A 15,587-nucleotide genomic window follows, 5' to 3' on the forward strand; every position below is an offset into this window, starting at 1 on the left:
TGCGGTGGTGGATGTGAAGTTCTGGAGCGACACCAGAATCCGAATCTGGGGGTCAGGAGTTCGAATATCTTCGGGCGCGCCACTTGGCACTCATCTGCGAACTTGGTTCCGTCCCGGATCGACTGGCAAGAACTGCCCGTTCCAGCCCATCTTTACTGCCCTTGATGCGGATTTGTGCGTCATCGACCTCAATGATGTCGATCAACGAGCGAAGGTACACTCGATTGATCGGCAAGGAGACCGTGGTGAACCACACCGCGACATGCCTCAACTGCGATACCGCAACTTTGGAAGACGCCCGCTGACATTTCATGGTGGTGGCACAAATTGCCAAATCATTGGCCCATGATAGCAAAGACTGGGTTGACGGTTTGCCGCTATAGCGGCAGCGGCGTGGCGCCCGAACAAGGTTTGAGGGGTGGCGCTCATTTGCATGGCTTTAGGACTTCGTCCGGGTGCGCGAAGATGAGTCAGATGGACGGTTGAGTAAAGGAAAGCGACCTGCGCCACGTTCGTAAGGTGATTTTGTCCCCATGGCGGTGTTTCACGAAGGCGAGTTTTAAGCCGTGAAGACAATCAACTGGTTCAAGCTTCCGGCCCGGCCGCGTCACCCTTGGCTTTATTTTTTGATGTTTGGCGGAGCCTACGCGGTACTCTGCCTTTTCGGGGTTCTCACGGCGGACAATAAGATCTTGTCGCTGATCTGGCCCGCCAACCCGTTCATGCTCGGCATGCTCGTGCGCTTTCCCTTATTGGCGCATCCCTTGGGCTGGCTCGCTTGTCTTGCCGGATTCGCAATCGCGATCCCGATTATCGGTTGCGGGCTTGTGACAGGCGCGAGTCTGGCCGTCTATAATTTTGGTAGCGTGGCCCTCGGCTATGTCTTGCTGACTAGCATCGCTCGCGCCGACCAGCTTCTCCAGCGTCGGACGTCGGTTTTCGACCTGCTCGTTGCGGTGGGCGCCGTTTCCGTCTTTGCCGGCATCGTTGGCGCAATTCTGATCGGTCCCTTATTCCACGATCCGCTATTCCATGATCCGGGAACTATAAGCTTTTTGCGCTACTGGTTTTCCGTCGAACTTTTAAACCAGCTGGCTTTTTTGCCGATAATGCTGTCCTACCCGGAAGGCCATAAATGGTGGCGGCGGCAATTTCCGCCGCCGACTTTTCGCGATCAAGCACCGATTGTTGTGTTCGTTTTCTCAGCCGTCACGGGAATCCTTTTCGGGGGAATGGGAGCTCTAGCATTCCCTATACCCGCTCTTCTCTGGTGCGCCATTTCCTATCGCGTGTTCTTGACGGCCTTGCTGACCTTTTTCTTCTGCATATGGGTAATCATAGCGACAACTCTGGGCTACATCGACGTTTCAGATGTCGATCAATCGCTCGTGCTGTCGATCAGCTTGGGGGCTGCACTTATCTCCCTTGGCCCCCTCATCATCTCCACGACCACTGCGATGAGAAATGAAGTTCTTGATCAGCTAAGGCACCTCGCGGCCGAGCGTGAGATTGTGGCCAATGAACTGGATCATCGGATCAAGAACTTGTTCGCGCTCGTCAACGCGCTGGTCAGCCTGTCGGTCCGTGTCAACCCCGAGATGAAACCGTTGGCGGACATACTGAGACGCCGGATCGGGGCCTTACATCGTGCACATGGTCTTATCCGCAGCGACGCGTCGTTGGGCGCCCCTGGAGGACACACGTCACTTAAGGAACTCCTCGGCGCCCTGCTTCAACCTTATGAGGGGGCTGAGACCATCGATGGCGATGACGCGTTCATCCCTGGTGGAATCGTTACACCGCTGGCTCTCGTTTTCCACGAACTGGCGACAAATTCGAGCAAGTATGGCGCTCTTGGTGATCCCGACGGTTCCTTGAGCGTCAATATAAGCCGCGGAATTGACGAGCTGCGCATCACGTGGACCGAGAGGAGCCCAGTGAAGGCAGGCTGTTCTGATATCGCAGAGAGTGGCTTCGGGTCGAAGCTTTTGGATCTTATCATCGATGAACAGTTGCAAGGAAACTATGCTTGCACCTATACAGAACGCGGCATGGACTTCGAGATCATCCTGCCGGGCAACTGTTTAGCAGCACCCCAACCAAACCTTCCATCTCTTGGTGGATCAGCGCTAACTGCGCGTGACCGCTGGAATCTTCTCTCGGTGTGACGATACGGCAGGGCTGGGATGCATCGTCTACATTTTGCCGTCACCCGGCGGCAGCCTGGCAGCGAGCTTCGCTCACCGACTAATGCTCCCTGGTGACTCCCTGGTGAGAAGAAGTCTGCTGCGGATTGTTAGGCGCGACCCAGCCCGCGAACGGTGTCGCTAATAGTTGCCGGCATTGTCGACTGGACGGCTCGCAAGAACCTTCGCCACGGAACAATCGTCTACGATCTGGAGAGCCGGCGGATCCTGCTTCCAGATTGCGTGATTGCAACGATGTGCGGGCGTAGCTTCAGGCTTTGGAGTGCGCAATGTAACGAAACTGCCTACGGCGCCATGCTCTGGCGCCGTTTAAAAGAGCAACGCCTTCAGGGATGTTTGTTATCGCGAAGGCACCTCAATTGATCTAAGTCAAATTTCCACGCGGTCAGACGGTCGATGTTGGTGGTCGGGAGGCCCTTCTTGCGCAAGATGCGGAAGATGCGGAAGAATAATTTTTCTGACTGCTTATCGTGGATGCCAACCTCCACCGGGGGAATAGCGCGGCTCGCATGCGATCGATTGCGCGAACGGGGAATAGTTCCGGATCCGGTGATGTTGAGCGCTGGCGTTACAATCGAGGAGGTGCAGAACCGACAGCGTCGCCTTAACGCAAGTGCTCAGCTCCGGGTCTTGGAATTAGCCGCCCAAAAGTTGCATGACGATTGGTTCGGCTTCCATCTGGCTCTTGATTTCAAACTAGGTGAAATCGGACTATTGTACCACGTTATGACCTCCTCAGAGCGGCTCGGCGATGCTCTACGAAATGCGGAACGTTATTGCGCAATTAACAACGAAGGCGTTCGGCTGCGGATTTCGTCAGAGCGTTCGCTCACCATCGCGATTGAATATCTGAACATCGATCGTCTGTCCGATCGCCACCACATCGAATTCTGGCTCGTAACCTTGGTTCGCATCTGCCGCACTCTGACGAAGAGCAGCCTCGCCCCCATTCAGATCAAATTGAAACATTGTAGACCAGAAACGCCCCCAGATGTGCGATCTTATCTGGGCTGCGAAATTGACTTTGCGGCCAATAATGACGAAATATCATTTCTGCAGCGAACCGAAGCGTTGCCTATTATTGGGGCTGACGTCTACCTTAACAATCTACTCGTACAGTACGCGGATGAAGCTCTTGCCAAACGAGCAACATCGCGGCGCGCCAGCCTTCGATCTCATGTCGAAGATCAGATCGTCCAGTTACTCCCGCACGGTCGGGCGAACGTAACGGAGATTGCCCGCCGTCTTGGCATGAGCCGCCGTACCCTGGCACGCGTGTTGTGCTCCGAGAATGCAGCTTTTTCTGACTTGCTTGACGCATCGCGGCAGGCTCTTTCCAGACGCTATCTCCTGGAACAGCAACTTCCAATTACGGAGGTCGCGTGGCTCCTAGGCTATAGCGATTTAAGTTCTTTCACACGTGCTTTCACTCGCTGGACTGGTTTGACGCCGAAGGCGTACCGCAATTCGAAACGGGTTTGCTAAAATTGGCAATAATTGCCCGATTTTGGCCCGTGATAGCGAGGCTGAATTGGCCGGGCGCCGTATCGGCGATTGGCGCGCCTTCGCTGTTAATAGCGAAAGTTCATATGCCCGAGTGGCTTCCCAAACCTTTCCGCCTTGCGCAAAGTGTCGCAGTGGTCTCCCCACCATGTCATCATCCGCACTCGCTCGTCCCAAAAATCGCCACGGAGGTACCGTAACCATCGCCATTACCCCACCGGCCGGCCGATCTTGATCTTCTCGAGGTGGTCGATGATCTGCCGCAACTCTTCAGGCAAGGCGCGCTTCTTAGCGTCTCTTGCGCTGGGTCTTGGCCCTAGTCTTTGGCTTGGGGCTCGGCTTTTTGCTGGGCATCGCCATGATGGCGTAAGCGCTTTGCTGGTTACGTGTAACCAGGGGGCGCCCATCAATGTCGTCAGGTTACACATTGAAGGAATTGAAGGGTGGGGGTGTGCGTAACCACTATCAAAGATGCTCTGAAAGGCTTTCTTCCATTGCATCGATGAATTGCCGGGCGGCTCGATGCTCACATCATCGCCTTGTAACCATTCGGCCCTTCATGCGCATAGACCGCTTGCGCATCACACCTGTCCCTACCGTAAATCCAATCCTGCTGGCAGTTGATCGAGAATCGGATGATGCTGTCGCGTGATGTTGGACCTGTGCAGACTGATCTGGCGGATGTTCACGGATCTTTTCCGGTCGCGAGCTACGCTTGAGGCCGAGATTTTGGTATTGAGGCAACAAATCAATGTGCTTCGGCGAGGGGCGCCTCGCAAGCTTGCTTTCAACCTAATTGACCGACTGATTTTGATTGGTCTTTACCGGTTGCTCCCTCAGACTTGTCGTGCGCTTGCGATCGTTAAGCCGGACACTGTTATAAGATGGCACCGCGCGGGCTTCCGATCGTATTGGCGCTGGAAATCGCGACGCCGCTGCGGCCGACCAACGGTGCCGTTGGAAATTCGCCGGCTGATCCGCGAGATGAGCCTCGCCAACCCGTTGTGGGGAGCGCCGAGAATCCACGGCGAGCTTCTCAAACTTGGTATTGAGATCGGCCAGACCAGCGTCGCCAAGTATATGGCGCGGAGGAGGGCCCCTCCGTCACAAGGATGGAAGACGTTCCTTCGTAACCATGCTGACGGTATCGCAGCGATGGACCTTTTCGTGGTTCCGACAATCTCGTTCCGACTGCTCTATGGGTTGCTGATCATGGGCCACGGCCGGCGGCAGATCCTGTGGTTTGGGGTGACCGCGCATCCGACGGCGGAATGGATCGCCAATCAACTGATGGAGGCGTGTGGCTCGGAGCAGGTCCCTCGTGACTTGATCCGGGACCGCGATGGAGCTTATGGCGAGATATTTATCCGCCGCGTTCGATCCATCGGCATTCGAGATCGCCCGACGTCTCCTCGCTCACCGTGGCAAAATGCGTACGCTGAACGGCTGATCGGATCGATCCGCAGGGAATGCGTTGATCATATCGTGGTATTCGGCGAACGCCATCTGCGCCAGGTGCTGCTCTCGTACATGAGCTACTACAACGGCACGCGCACCCATTTGTCATTGAACAAGGACGCGCCGATATCACGTGCCGTTGAGACAGCCGGACGCATTCTCTGCCGTCCGATCCTGGGCGGACTGCACCATCAATATGTTCGGAGTTAATTTGCGGTAGGCACAGGGGATTGTCACCGAGCTGCGTGAAGAGGTCGCCGCACAGAAGCGTCCTCGTCGCTTCCTCGAACATCACGCCCGCGTCCCAACCATGCGGCGTATGTGGCGTGTCGATGTAGCGCACGCGCTTGCCGCCGCCGAGATCGATGAGCTCATTGTCGCCGAGCACGCGCGGGGCGCGGTCGGCCATGTCGTTGAGCGACACAAGGCAGCCCGTCACGCCGTGTGCGACTTGCGCATCCGGCGCGGCTGCCAGCCACTCATTCATCGCGCCGCATTCGTCCGCTTCGTAGTGCCCGAACGCAATCCAACGCAGGCTCGTGACTGGGATCAGCTTGGCGACGGCCTCTCGGTTCAAGGCAAACATCTTATGCAGTCCGGTATGGAAGAGCAGCGGTTGCTCGGCGCGGATCAGAAATGAGTTGAAGGCAAAACCGGCAGGCTCGGCGATCTGCGGCACGTAGGTCGACAGGCGATAAATCCCATCAGCGATTTCGGCGATCTTAGTCTCCATAGAACTCTCCGAAGGTTTGGGGGATTGGCGACTGGAAGTCGAGCCGCGGCTTTGTCACGTTAGCGGATGATGGGCGCGACAAATCCAGCATTCAATCGCGATCACGCCGCAGCAATCACTTCGCGCCACGTCTGCATCGCCGAGGCTCGGAATGCCCGGTGCGTCTTCGCTGAGATGAGGTGACGCTGGACGTTGAAGGTGTTGTAGGTGGCGGCGTGGACGGACAGAAATCGTTGGGTTGATCCCGCACTCTTGAACCCCTGCATCTTGCGCTCCCGTCGTCGGGTCGGTTGATGCGAGTTCTCCGCTCGGTTATTGCGCCATCGCCCCCGTTCATGGCGGATGCGCCCCTATCGCGCACGATTTGATTTGTGACAGGCACAGCCGGTTGCTCGCCCGGTTCAGCGAACCGGTGTGATCAGTTCACGCGCCATCCTGGGCGGACTTCATCATCGCTACGCCCGTGTTTAAGTTTTCGGTACACACAGGACATGATGCGTTTAAGCGCCGCCTCGGCAGGGTCCAGACGTAACGCCAGCGATCACGGAATGAGGACTGCGGCAAACGCCATAGCCATGGGAAGCAACCCAAAACCGATCACGCTGGCAGTATAAGCGACCTGACTGTCGAGTAGTGGTTTATGACGCATGGCCAACCCTCCTCGCAGCCCGACCAGCAACCCCCGCGTCCTTGCGGTCGGGGCAACTATCTAGCTGCTGAAGCATGCACCCACTGAAGCAATTGCGCCAGTTCTTTTGTATTCGCAGCCCGACCCCTGAGATGGGATCCGGGCTCATGGCCAGGCGTTCGACGACCGGCAGCAGGGGGCTCCTGCCGCCGTGATCGATCGCAATTGCCGAAACGGGAATAAAGGAATGTCATTTCCAAAAGAGTGCGAGGGCTGCCAATGTGCCGTCGAGACAGCCGGACGCATTCTCTGTCGACCGATTCTGGGCGGATTGCACCATCAATATGCTCGGATTTAATTTGCGATAAGGACAGGCACAGAGTCACCTATCACGGCGGTCGCCCGATACTTAGTCATCGGCTATGGTGTGCGCCGCTATGGTTGTGCGTGCATCGAAGTTATGCCTACCCTGTTAGCCTAGGCTCGGGCCTCATAAAGTCTGCGGCTCACCGCGGTCGCTCGCTACCCCTTCCATCTCGACGTATCCACTGGACGCGAGTGGACTAATCCGATCCCAAATGACCTGACGACAAACTGCGCAGAAAGGAACGCCAAGGTTGCGCATTTTGCAATCGTACTGGGGTCTGAACCCGCCGCAGTGGTAGTAGTGTGCGCCTTCGAATAGTCCCACCGTACCCGACGGCACGGAACTCGGACGGCTGTCCACTTGGGCGCAGTTCGGATTGCTCATGGTCGGGATCGCGGTCGTTGATGAAACCGCCCACCGCCATTTCAGCGTATTTCGGTCAGTATTAGTCGTAACGTTGGGTTCGCCTGGCTCACCTGCCGGATGGTGGTCATGCCCGGTCTCGTTGCCGCCAGCGTAATAGGGATACTCGTCCGCAAGATCGAATGCGGTATGCCCCATCTCATGAATTGCTATCTCAGTTGCCCCCCCGGCGAGTGAATAGGTGCCGACAGACCCGCCGCTGCCACCGTAGATGGGAGAATTCACGACGACGATAGCTACGGTAAATTCGGGTACTTGAGCTGCCGCCACTTGCAAAGCAGTTGTCGTATTACAGAGTAGCAGACGACGAATGCCATTTCCGCCGAATGTGGCGTCAAAGTACGTGCTGACTACGGCTCCCGTTCCTCCAGCAGAGGCCGGATCGTCAGCGCCGGAATCGGTCGAGCTGACGTTGACCCGAAAGACGTTAATTGCCGGAGCCAGTTCGTCGAACGGCGGCGTGCCGGAAAACGCCGTTAGAAAGCTTCCGCAAGCGGTGTTGAAGTCGGCTTGCTGGCCACCCGTAAAGCCCTCTGCCAGCAGGACGACATTGAATGCGCGATTGCGCGGGGCGGTACCGAAAATCTGGGTCGAGCCGAGAACCGCACCATCTGCAGTGGACATGGCTCCCTCCCTAGCGACTCAAGCGAAGCGGAAACCGGGCGAGTTCGCGCTCCTGCGCTCCCCCGACCGGCTGACTCGTGACCCGAGCGGCAGGCTGCGACACATTAGGTAGAGCCGGTACAACGTGCATTACCCTAACATGGTCGGCATTCTGGGGCACCGGTACGATGACCGTGAACGCCCCGCGCGGTCGGTCCACGTCCATGCGCGTGATTGGTTCGCCGGCTCTCTCGGGAAATACTTCAACGCCATGCTGGAACGCGCCACGCGCCAGCACTCGAGCGAGAACGCGGCCCGAGGCATCAGAAGTGTAGACGTAGTAGCCCTCGCGCTGAGTGTGCGTCAGATCGACGCCGGTAATTGAGACATCGACCGGTTGCTGGGTGACAAGGCGAACTTTGTCGCCCTCGTATTCAAAGATCAAGCGCATCGCAAGCGTTTGCGCCGACTGGTTGATATCACTCATGGCGCCAGCTCCCATCTTTGTAGGCTCGATCTTCCGTTGCAACCGGCAAGACTTCGGTATCTGTCAGCAATCCTCTCGGGCCATCCCGGATCGGCCTCAGGTCAAAGATCTTATCGTTGTACTAGCCAGTCCTCCAGATAAGACGACGACGCGCGCGAATAACTTTGCTTCATATTCTCCCAAAAGTTGTACAGCGTAAAGAGGCCAATAGGTTCTTGTACCTTGGCGCGACTGCCACCACAGAATGGGGTCAAAGAACGGGAACGGCGGCGCCACCACACCGCCTCTCGATGGTAATAGCGAAGGAGTCCACCAGTCGCTCGCGCACCGCACAAGCCTCTGCGCTATCAGTCCTGAAGCGGCTGAAATACTGAAGGACACGCCCTGTTCGATGAAGGTACTGGAATTACGCGAGCTGATCCGCGAGATGAGCATCGCCAATCCACTCTGGGGAGCGCCACGAATTCATGGCGAGCTTCTCAAGCTCGGCATCGACATCGGACAGACCAGCGTGGCCAAGTATATGGCCAAGCGGAGAGGCCCGCCATCCCAGGGTTGGAAGACGTTCCTCCGCAATCATGCCGACGGCATCGCGGCGATGGATCTGTTCGTCGTACCGACGATCTCATTTCGCTTGCTCTATGGCTTGTTAATCATGGGGCATGGTCGACGGCAGGTTTTATGGTTTGGCGTTACAGCGCATCCGACCGCAGAATGGATCGCAAATCAGATCACGCAAGCGTGTGGCTGGAAGCCGGCCCCCGCTATCTGATCCGCGACCGGGACGGGGCCTATGGCGAAGTCTTTATTCGAAGAGTTCGATCCATGGGCATTCGCGATCGACCGACGTCGCCGCGCTCCCCATGGCAAAACGGCTATGCTGAACGACTTATCGGTTCGATCCGACGGGAGTGCCTTGACCATGTTGTTGTGTTCGGCGAGCGGTATCTTTCGTCACTGTCCTCTGCAGTGCTCAGCCAAAGCCAAATGCGAAAGCCGCTTTCAGCAGCACGACGACGAAGAGTGATCCGGCCACCGCCATCAAAGTGACCTCGTATAGACTTTTAGGTTTTTTGAACATCAATTCACATACCGTGCCGGATGGATCTAGGCAATCACCATCCCGACAATCCTGCGATGTAGGTCTTGTATCGACAGACTTTGCTGCCACTTGTAACAAGTGAATGCATTTGTTGGAGTCGGGACGCGACCTAACGATCCGCGAGGCGCCGGGGGTGTGTCGCTATTCAGCAGCGACGTAGCGCGACTTGTAGCCGGAGATGCTTCGGAACTCGTTGCTTGAAGTTGACGAGGAGACTACGGAAGATTCGCAGCCTCTATAATGACACCGCGTTTCCGTTGCAGCGAAACAGGCGGAGCGGATCATGGCCACACGAACGCGCCGAGAGACGGTTTACTTCAAGCATCCATTCAACTTGCAAGGCATCGATCGCCTGTTGCCCGCGGGCCCTTACCAGATCGTCACAGACGACGAGATGATCGAGGGACTGTCGTTTCCCTGCTATCGTCGCGTGGCTACCATGATCGTGGTGCCGAGCGCAGCTTCGTACACAGCGGCGGTGGAAATGTTGTCAATTAGTCCGGTCGATCTGTCTGATGCGCAGTTCAGGGACGCGCGTATGGGCTTGTGATCCTTCCTGAATGGGATCTTTTGCGGTTGCGCGCCGAACCTGACGTTGCGCGCCGGATATGCCGGATATTCGGTGCGCTCGCTACAGGGAAGGAAACAATGTCATGACGCTGACGCGCGGAGCCTTTGGTAGGTTTGAATACGATCGAATGGTCGTGCTGTTCTCGATGATGAACGGCAAGGTGGAAGTCCCCTGCGCCATAAGCACCGACGCGCTCGACAGCCTCGAAAAATCCGGGCACGTCAAGCCTGGCCAGCGCGCGGCACAATTCGAGCGATTACGAGACCGGATCGAGGATTGCGCGATCCGCAAGTTTCAGATGTCGGAGTTCGAGGGTAAGCCGCCCGGTCTGATCCTACGCACCACCGACTTTCGTTGACAGGACGCAACGGCTAAGCGGTGGGTTGGCGATAAAGCAGATCAGCGGGGGAACACTTCGCTCTAAAATGGAAACCGTTGATCCCTTCCTGGGTCACTGATGCGCGGCTAGACGATCGCCATTCTAAAACTGTTTATTAAGAATGCCTCCCGCTACTTTCCCGTAGACCGGATTCGTTCTTTGAGAACGAAATGGATTCAAATCAAGAACTCCTGAGCGAGCGCCGCTCCTCTATCCACTGTAGCATGGATGAGGTCGCCGCGGCCAGCTATGTAATGGGAAGGTAGTGGGTCAGTTTGAAATTTCCGTACTGCGCTTTTTGTATGGGCCGCGAATTTTGGCGGCAGTGCTTGCTTCTTGAGCTTCGACCAGCGCGACGATATCAGACACCTCCCAAAGCCGATCCGAGATGCCAGCGGCCATTGCCGGCGACATACGCAGCTTGGAATGCAGCCGAACGAAATTGTAATACATCATATGAAGGGCAACCGCGTAGGCGTGGTTTTCGACCTTCTTGGAAAAGCCGTTGGTTAGGCGAGTAAACCGCCGCATGTGCATGCGGATCGTCAGATTGCTGCGCTCGACATATGACGTTGAGACGTGCGCCGGATCGGGCGCGCCCTCGATAAGCTCTTTGCGGGACCCGGTGCATTCAGCAGGGCTGTAACGGCCCTTGAAACTTTCTGGCGAAGCTCCGTAAATCTTTACAAGCTGGGCGTAGTCGATGTCCCCGCCGAAGGCACCTTCAACCGCCTCCAAATAAGCCTTGTGACCGTCCGATGTAAGTTGGACTCGATTGGCGAGGCGCGCCCGCAGATCGTCCATGAACCACATGGCGCATTCGCCATCCCGGCCGCCAACAAAATAGGAAACGATCATCTTGGAGTCGGCGTCGAGCGCCGTCCAAGTCCATGTATCGCCAGCCTGCTCTGGGGCGGCCTTGGCCTTCGCGACGTTCTTCTGCTTGGCGTAGGTGAAGGACCAGATTTCATCGACCTGAATGCGCCGGGCGGCGACGTTGCGCACGTTCGCGTCATGGTAGGCCATGCAGGCGCGGCCAGCGTCGCAAAGGAGCTTGGCAACAGTGTTCTTGCTGGCCCCGATCACGCGGGTGATTGCGCGGATCGACTGCCCTTCGCAGAGAAGGTGAAGGATACGGGTGCGATCTTCGGGGGTTAGCTTGTTCATGCATCCAAACTGACCAACTCAAACACATAAGTCAAGCATAAAAGGTCAATTTGATTTTTGGCGCAAGTTTTCCTTGAGCTGCGCTTCGCCCCGGTCTATCGTAGGAGAATGAAAGACTACAAAACCCCCGGCCAACTAATCTCCGACCTTCTCGATAAGCGGGGATGGACCAAGCGTGCGCTGGCGGTCGTCCTCGAAAAGGACGAGAGTACGATAAACAAGATTGTCTCTGGCAAGGGCGCGGTGACGACGGAAACGGCGTTGGCGTTGGAGGACCTATTCGGCACGCCGGCCGAGACATTTCTCGACCTCCAGAAGAAATATGATCTTGCCGTCGCCAGGATCGTAACCAAGCCAGATCTCGGTCGCGCGACCAGGGCGGCCATCTTTGGAGACCTACCTGTCGCTGCAATGTGCAAACGGGGATGGCTCGGCACAGATGATCCGCAAGACGTTCCAAGAGTTGAGGCCGGGCTAAAAGCATTTTTCGGCGTCAAGAATCTTGATGAGATTGTGGCTTTGCCGCACGCAGCAAAAAAGACGGATGCAGACTCTCCGCCGACATATTCGCAGATCGCTTGGTTCCATCGCGTGCAAGTGATCGCCCATGAATTGCTCGTGCCGAAATACTCTCCGGCCGCGCTGAAAGCGGCCATTCGAAAATTACACGCGCTGACGGTCGCCCCCGAAGAAGTTCGGAACGCCGCTCGTATTTTGGCAGAGTGCGGTGTCCGGTTGGTCATCGTTGAGAGCCTGCCTTCGGCCAAAATCGATGGCGTATGCTTTTGGCTCGACGAGCATTCGCCTGTCGTCGGCCTGTCATTGCGGCATGACCGCATCGACAACTTTTGGTTCGTGCTGAGGCACGAATTGGAACATGTCCTTCAGGGACATGGATTGCAGGCTTTTGTGCTCGACTCCGAACTAGAAGGGGAAAAGGCCGGGGCCGGCCCGAATGTTCCCGAAGAAGAAAGGATCGCAAATACGGCTGCTCAGGATTTTTGCGTTCCCAAGTCAAAGATGGATGCCTTCGTTTCGAGGAAAGCACCTTTATTCTCTGAAAGTGATCTGTTGGCGTTCGCAAAAATGTTGCGCGTCCATCCGGGGATCGTGGCCGGTCAGCTTCAACATCGCACCGGCCGATATGACAGATTCCGGCAGCATCTAAAGAGTATTCGCGTTCACCTCGGTTCCACCGTCGCAATTGACGGATGGGGCGATATTTATCCTCTTGGAGCATGAACAATGGCAAAGGTCGCGGACCGACAAAAATTCATCCGCTATTGGATGGATACCACTGGCGAAACCGAAATCGACATGACGGCTGTCGCCAAACTGGCAATCAAAATGGGCTGGAAAGCGCCTCCGCCCGTCACGGAAGAAGACCGGCTTGCTCAGCAATTCAAGGAAGCCGCTCGACAGGACATTCGGCACGACCGCAAAACGGGGCGCCCGTACCGGGGTTACCACGCTGTCCCGAAATATGACGCGACCGGGCAGCTCCACTTCTCATACATCGATATCGATGAACCGAAGACCAAACCAGATAGCTTCCGAAAGGCTTGCGTCATGAGGCGTGAGCAATCAGTCGGCGACGTGGTTCAACTGCGGCTTGACCAGCTTCACTGGAATGATACGCGCCCATCCGACCAACAAGTCGAACTGCTGCCGGCAGACATGGAATTCGACGTAGAATTGAAACTCGCCGGCATGGATACTGAAGACGACGCAGCTTAGCCTTTTTTCCAACGTGCTTGGGCGGCGGCGCTGGCGATCTCCGATCGCTGCTTGGGGGTCAGAGCGTTAGCCCGAGCCGGGCCGCCAGCAGTTCCCGCGTTCTTGGCTCTCGCGACTTTGGGCGTATCGACCTTCGCCGACGCTTCACCGGTCGCCGCATCGATGATGAACTTGGCGAGCTGGTTCGGGTCGCGCGGACGTTTGGGGTGCTTCACCATACCCTCTATATGGCATAGCCGGCGCGGCCTTTCCATGACGGTCAAGACCCGCCAATTTCAAACTGACCCACTACCAATGGGAAGTGGTGTAGGCGCTGGAAGCAGCTTGGCCAGTTTTCTCAGGTTTTGGGCCGTAGCGGCGAGCAGGAACTCGTCATGTGCGCCACATGGGCCGCGCAGTCGCAGTCGGTCGAGCTTGAGGATGCGTTTGAGGTGGGCAAAGCACATCTCAACCTTCTTGCGCTGTCGCCGCGAGGTTAGATAAGCGGCGGTCTTGGCGATGTGGCGGACGAAGTCTCGTGCGCCCTCATGGATACTGCGAGGCACTCGCCGCATCGGGGTGTTAGGGCTGCAACGAGATTTAAGAGTACAGGCGGAGCAGTCAGCCTTGCTGGCGCGGTAGAACAAGGTGGCGCCGTCGTTCACCAGCGTTCCCTTCGTCGTTAGGTTCTTGCCGCCGGGACAGACATAGATGTCGCGCTCATGGTCGTAAATAAATTCGTCTCGTGAGAAGGTCCCGTCGGTGCGTTGGGATTTGTCGAACACCGGCACGTGCGGCTCGATACCTTCTTCGTTGACCAGCCAATCGAGCATCTCGGCTGAGCCATAACCCGTATCGGCGGCGAGACGCGCCGGCTGAAGATCGAAGCGATCGTGGGCTCGCGTGATCATGGTCTTGGCGGCTGTAACCTCGGCCTGGCGTACGGCGCTGGATGCCTCCACCTCAACGATGACGGCATGATCAAGGTCGATCAGGTAGTTCGTCGCGTAGGCGAAGAACGCGAGGCCGCCGTTTGCCGCGGTCCACCGCGCGGCCGGATCGACGGGCGCGAGATATTTCGGCGCGACGGACGTCGCCGCACCGAAGGCTGCGTCATCTAGCACCGCCAGATACTCACGAACTGCGCGACGAGATCGAACTGGATCTAGCTCCTCGGCGCCCTGCACCCCGCTTTGGCGGTTGGCGTCGGCCTTGATCAGACTGGCATCGACAGCGAAGCTCTCACCGCCAACCAACCCCTCGGTCATGCAGCGACGCACCACGGTCTCGAACACATGTCGCAGCACATCGCTGTCACGGAAGCGGCCGTGCCTGTTCTTGGAGAAGGTTGAGTGGTCTGGCACGTCGCCATCGAGGCCTAATCGGCAGAACCAACGATAGGCGAGGTTCAGGTGGACTTCCTCGCACAAACGCCGCTCCGATCTGATGCCGAAGCAGTAGCCGACAATCAGCATCCGGATTAGCAGCTCCGGATCAATCGAGGGGCGACCCGTCGAACTGTAGAACGCTGCCAAGTGCGCCCGCACACCCTGCAGATCGACGAACCGGTCGATCGCCCGCAGCATGTGGTCCGCCGGCACGTGCCGCTCCAGCGAGAACAGATAGAAAAGCGCCGCTTGATCGATTCGCCGTTCACCCATCATGGCTTCGCCCCAGGCTTGGATGCCTGAGTGAATCAGCGCTTCTGACCGTTCACAACCCGGAGTTTTTCAACACAATCGGTCAACAACAGACTTGGCCAACCCGAAATGCGACTTCCGCTCTTCCCCCGCGAGCGGACTCAAGTCCGGCATCGCGCAATGTCCGAAACGGGCCTTAGCGGAATTTGCTCTGAACTTCCCAGCAGCACCAGTACGCGATGCCGCTGGATGGCGGCACCATGAAGCCTAGAGCTGCTTGTCCGCCGGCGCAGGGAGTACGGCGCGGCCATCCGCACGACCGCCTTTCGCTCCGTCAAATACCTCGTCCATGATTTCTCGGATGGTGCGGGCGCAGCGACCGCACTGAGCTCTGCAGCCAAGGCAGCTAAAAACATAGCTGGTGGTTCGGTGCGTCGCAGTGTTGGCGACAGTTCGTACCTCGGTGTCGCTTAGGATGTTGCAGGAACAAACGATCATAGGAAGTCCGCCAGCTCAATCCTATGTCTGCTTTATCACGCAGAAAGCGGACATTCATCACGACAACGCTGATACGAGCATTCAAAATTATCAATCGGAATCGGC

At 57.1% G+C, this 15,587-nt stretch carries 15 protein-coding genes, 1 tRNA gene and 3 pseudogenes; 11 read left to right on the forward strand and 8 right to left on the reverse strand.

Annotation, left to right across the window (positions count from 1 at the left end; translation table 11 throughout):
- Position 1: 1 nt before the first annotated feature.
- From ACZ5IL_RS08685 to ACZ5IL_RS08700, 4 genes are all read left to right on the forward strand, one after another.
- Positions 2 to 82 (forward strand) — tRNA-Arg (locus tag ACZ5IL_RS08685).
- Between the two features lie 484 nt (positions 83 to 566).
- Entirely contained in the window at positions 567 to 2,168 is a 1,602-nt protein-coding gene (locus ACZ5IL_RS08690; RefSeq protein WP_464596351.1) for a sensor histidine kinase, read from the forward strand.
- 468 nt (positions 2,169 to 2,636) lie between these two features.
- On the forward strand, positions 2,637 to 3,692 hold the full coding sequence (locus tag ACZ5IL_RS08695; RefSeq protein ID WP_464596870.1) for a helix-turn-helix domain-containing protein: 1,056 nt from the start codon (positions 2,637 to 2,639) through the stop codon (positions 3,690 to 3,692).
- A 969-nt stretch (positions 3,693 to 4,661) separates the two neighbouring features.
- Positions 4,662 to 5,378 (forward strand): integrase core domain-containing protein, encoded by a 717-nt coding sequence (locus tag ACZ5IL_RS08700; protein WP_464596352.1) that lies wholly within the window; start codon positions 4,662 to 4,664, stop codon positions 5,376 to 5,378.
- An 85-nt stretch (positions 5,379 to 5,463) separates the two neighbouring features.
- Here the strand turns inward: ACZ5IL_RS08700 and ACZ5IL_RS08705 are convergent.
- The 4 genes and pseudogenes from ACZ5IL_RS08705 to ACZ5IL_RS08720 all read right to left on the reverse strand — a co-directional run.
- Positions 5,464 to 5,901: pseudogene (locus ACZ5IL_RS08705) on the reverse strand (oxygen-binding di-iron domain-containing protein); the annotation flags it as partial.
- 101 nt (positions 5,902 to 6,002) lie between these two features.
- Positions 6,003 to 6,221: pseudogene (locus ACZ5IL_RS08710) on the reverse strand (IS6 family transposase); the annotation flags it as partial.
- Positions 6,222 to 7,019: 798 nt separating this feature from the next.
- The gene (locus tag ACZ5IL_RS08715) at positions 7,020 to 7,943 is read right to left on the reverse strand and encodes a M64 family metallopeptidase (RefSeq protein WP_464596353.1); all 924 of its coding nucleotides are present in this window, start codon (positions 7,941 to 7,943) and stop codon (positions 7,020 to 7,022) included.
- Between the two features lie 10 nt (positions 7,944 to 7,953).
- Positions 7,954 to 8,409 (reverse strand): hypothetical protein, encoded by a 456-nt coding sequence (locus ACZ5IL_RS08720; protein WP_464596354.1) that lies wholly within the window; start codon positions 8,407 to 8,409, stop codon positions 7,954 to 7,956.
- A gap of 244 nt (positions 8,410 to 8,653) precedes the next feature.
- On the opposite strand from ACZ5IL_RS08720, the gene ACZ5IL_RS08725 reads away from it, so the two are divergent.
- The 4 genes from ACZ5IL_RS08725 to ACZ5IL_RS08740 all read left to right on the forward strand — a co-directional run bounded on the left by ACZ5IL_RS08725 (position 8,654) and on the right by ACZ5IL_RS08740 (position 10,440).
- Complete coding sequence (locus tag ACZ5IL_RS08725) at positions 8,654 to 9,181, forward strand: hypothetical protein (RefSeq protein WP_464596355.1); 528 nt, start codon at positions 8,654 to 8,656, stop codon at positions 9,179 to 9,181.
- A 53-nt stretch (positions 9,182 to 9,234) separates the two neighbouring features.
- Positions 9,235 to 9,459: an integrase core domain-containing protein gene (locus tag ACZ5IL_RS08730; RefSeq protein WP_464596871.1), complete on the forward strand. Its 225-nt coding sequence runs from the start codon at positions 9,235 to 9,237 to the stop codon at positions 9,457 to 9,459.
- A 335-nt stretch (positions 9,460 to 9,794) separates the two neighbouring features.
- Positions 9,795 to 10,061, forward strand: a complete 267-nt coding sequence (locus ACZ5IL_RS08735; protein WP_464596357.1) for a hypothetical protein — start codon at positions 9,795 to 9,797, stop codon at positions 10,059 to 10,061.
- A 103-nt stretch (positions 10,062 to 10,164) separates the two neighbouring features.
- Positions 10,165 to 10,440: a DUF1488 family protein gene (locus ACZ5IL_RS08740; protein ID WP_464596358.1), complete on the forward strand. Its 276-nt coding sequence runs from the start codon at positions 10,165 to 10,167 to the stop codon at positions 10,438 to 10,440.
- 291 nt (positions 10,441 to 10,731) lie between these two features.
- On the opposite strand, the gene ACZ5IL_RS08745 is transcribed toward ACZ5IL_RS08740, so the two are convergent.
- Positions 10,732 to 11,628 (reverse strand): IS1 family transposase, encoded by an 897-nt coding sequence (locus ACZ5IL_RS08745; RefSeq protein ID WP_464592541.1) that lies wholly within the window; start codon positions 11,626 to 11,628, stop codon positions 10,732 to 10,734.
- A 108-nt stretch (positions 11,629 to 11,736) separates the two neighbouring features.
- On the opposite strand from ACZ5IL_RS08745, the pseudogene ACZ5IL_RS08750 reads away from it, so the two are divergent.
- The 3 genes and pseudogenes from ACZ5IL_RS08750 to ACZ5IL_RS08760 all read left to right on the forward strand — a co-directional run.
- Positions 11,737 to 11,910: pseudogene (locus tag ACZ5IL_RS08750) on the forward strand (helix-turn-helix transcriptional regulator); the annotation flags it as partial.
- Positions 11,911 to 12,039: 129 nt separating this feature from the next.
- Complete coding sequence (locus ACZ5IL_RS08755) at positions 12,040 to 12,870, forward strand: ImmA/IrrE family metallo-endopeptidase (RefSeq protein WP_464596980.1); 831 nt, start codon at positions 12,040 to 12,042, stop codon at positions 12,868 to 12,870.
- Positions 12,871 to 12,873: 3 nt separating this feature from the next.
- Positions 12,874 to 13,365 carry a hypothetical protein gene (locus ACZ5IL_RS08760; protein ID WP_464592539.1) on the forward strand — a complete coding sequence of 164 codons (492 nt, stop codon included), beginning with the start codon at positions 12,874 to 12,876 and terminating at the stop codon, positions 13,363 to 13,365.
- On the opposite strand, the gene ACZ5IL_RS08765 is transcribed toward ACZ5IL_RS08760, so the two are convergent.
- The 3 genes from ACZ5IL_RS08765 to ACZ5IL_RS08775 all read right to left on the reverse strand — a co-directional run bounded on the left by ACZ5IL_RS08765 (position 13,362) and on the right by ACZ5IL_RS08775 (position 15,482).
- A complete protein-coding gene (locus tag ACZ5IL_RS08765) occupies positions 13,362 to 13,583 on the reverse strand; it encodes a hypothetical protein (RefSeq protein WP_464592537.1) in 222 nt (73 codons plus the stop codon). The genes ACZ5IL_RS08760 and ACZ5IL_RS08765 overlap by 4 nt on opposite strands.
- A 57-nt stretch (positions 13,584 to 13,640) precedes the next feature.
- Positions 13,641 to 15,008 (reverse strand): transposase, encoded by a 1,368-nt coding sequence (locus ACZ5IL_RS08770; RefSeq protein ID WP_464596359.1) that lies wholly within the window; start codon positions 15,006 to 15,008, stop codon positions 13,641 to 13,643.
- A gap of 243 nt (positions 15,009 to 15,251) precedes the next feature.
- A complete protein-coding gene (locus ACZ5IL_RS08775; protein ID WP_464596360.1) occupies positions 15,252 to 15,482 on the reverse strand; it encodes a (2Fe-2S)-binding protein in 231 nt (76 codons plus the stop codon).
- Positions 15,483 to 15,587 lie beyond the last annotated feature (105 nt).

The organism is Nitrobacter sp. CN101 (assembly GCF_055390255.1).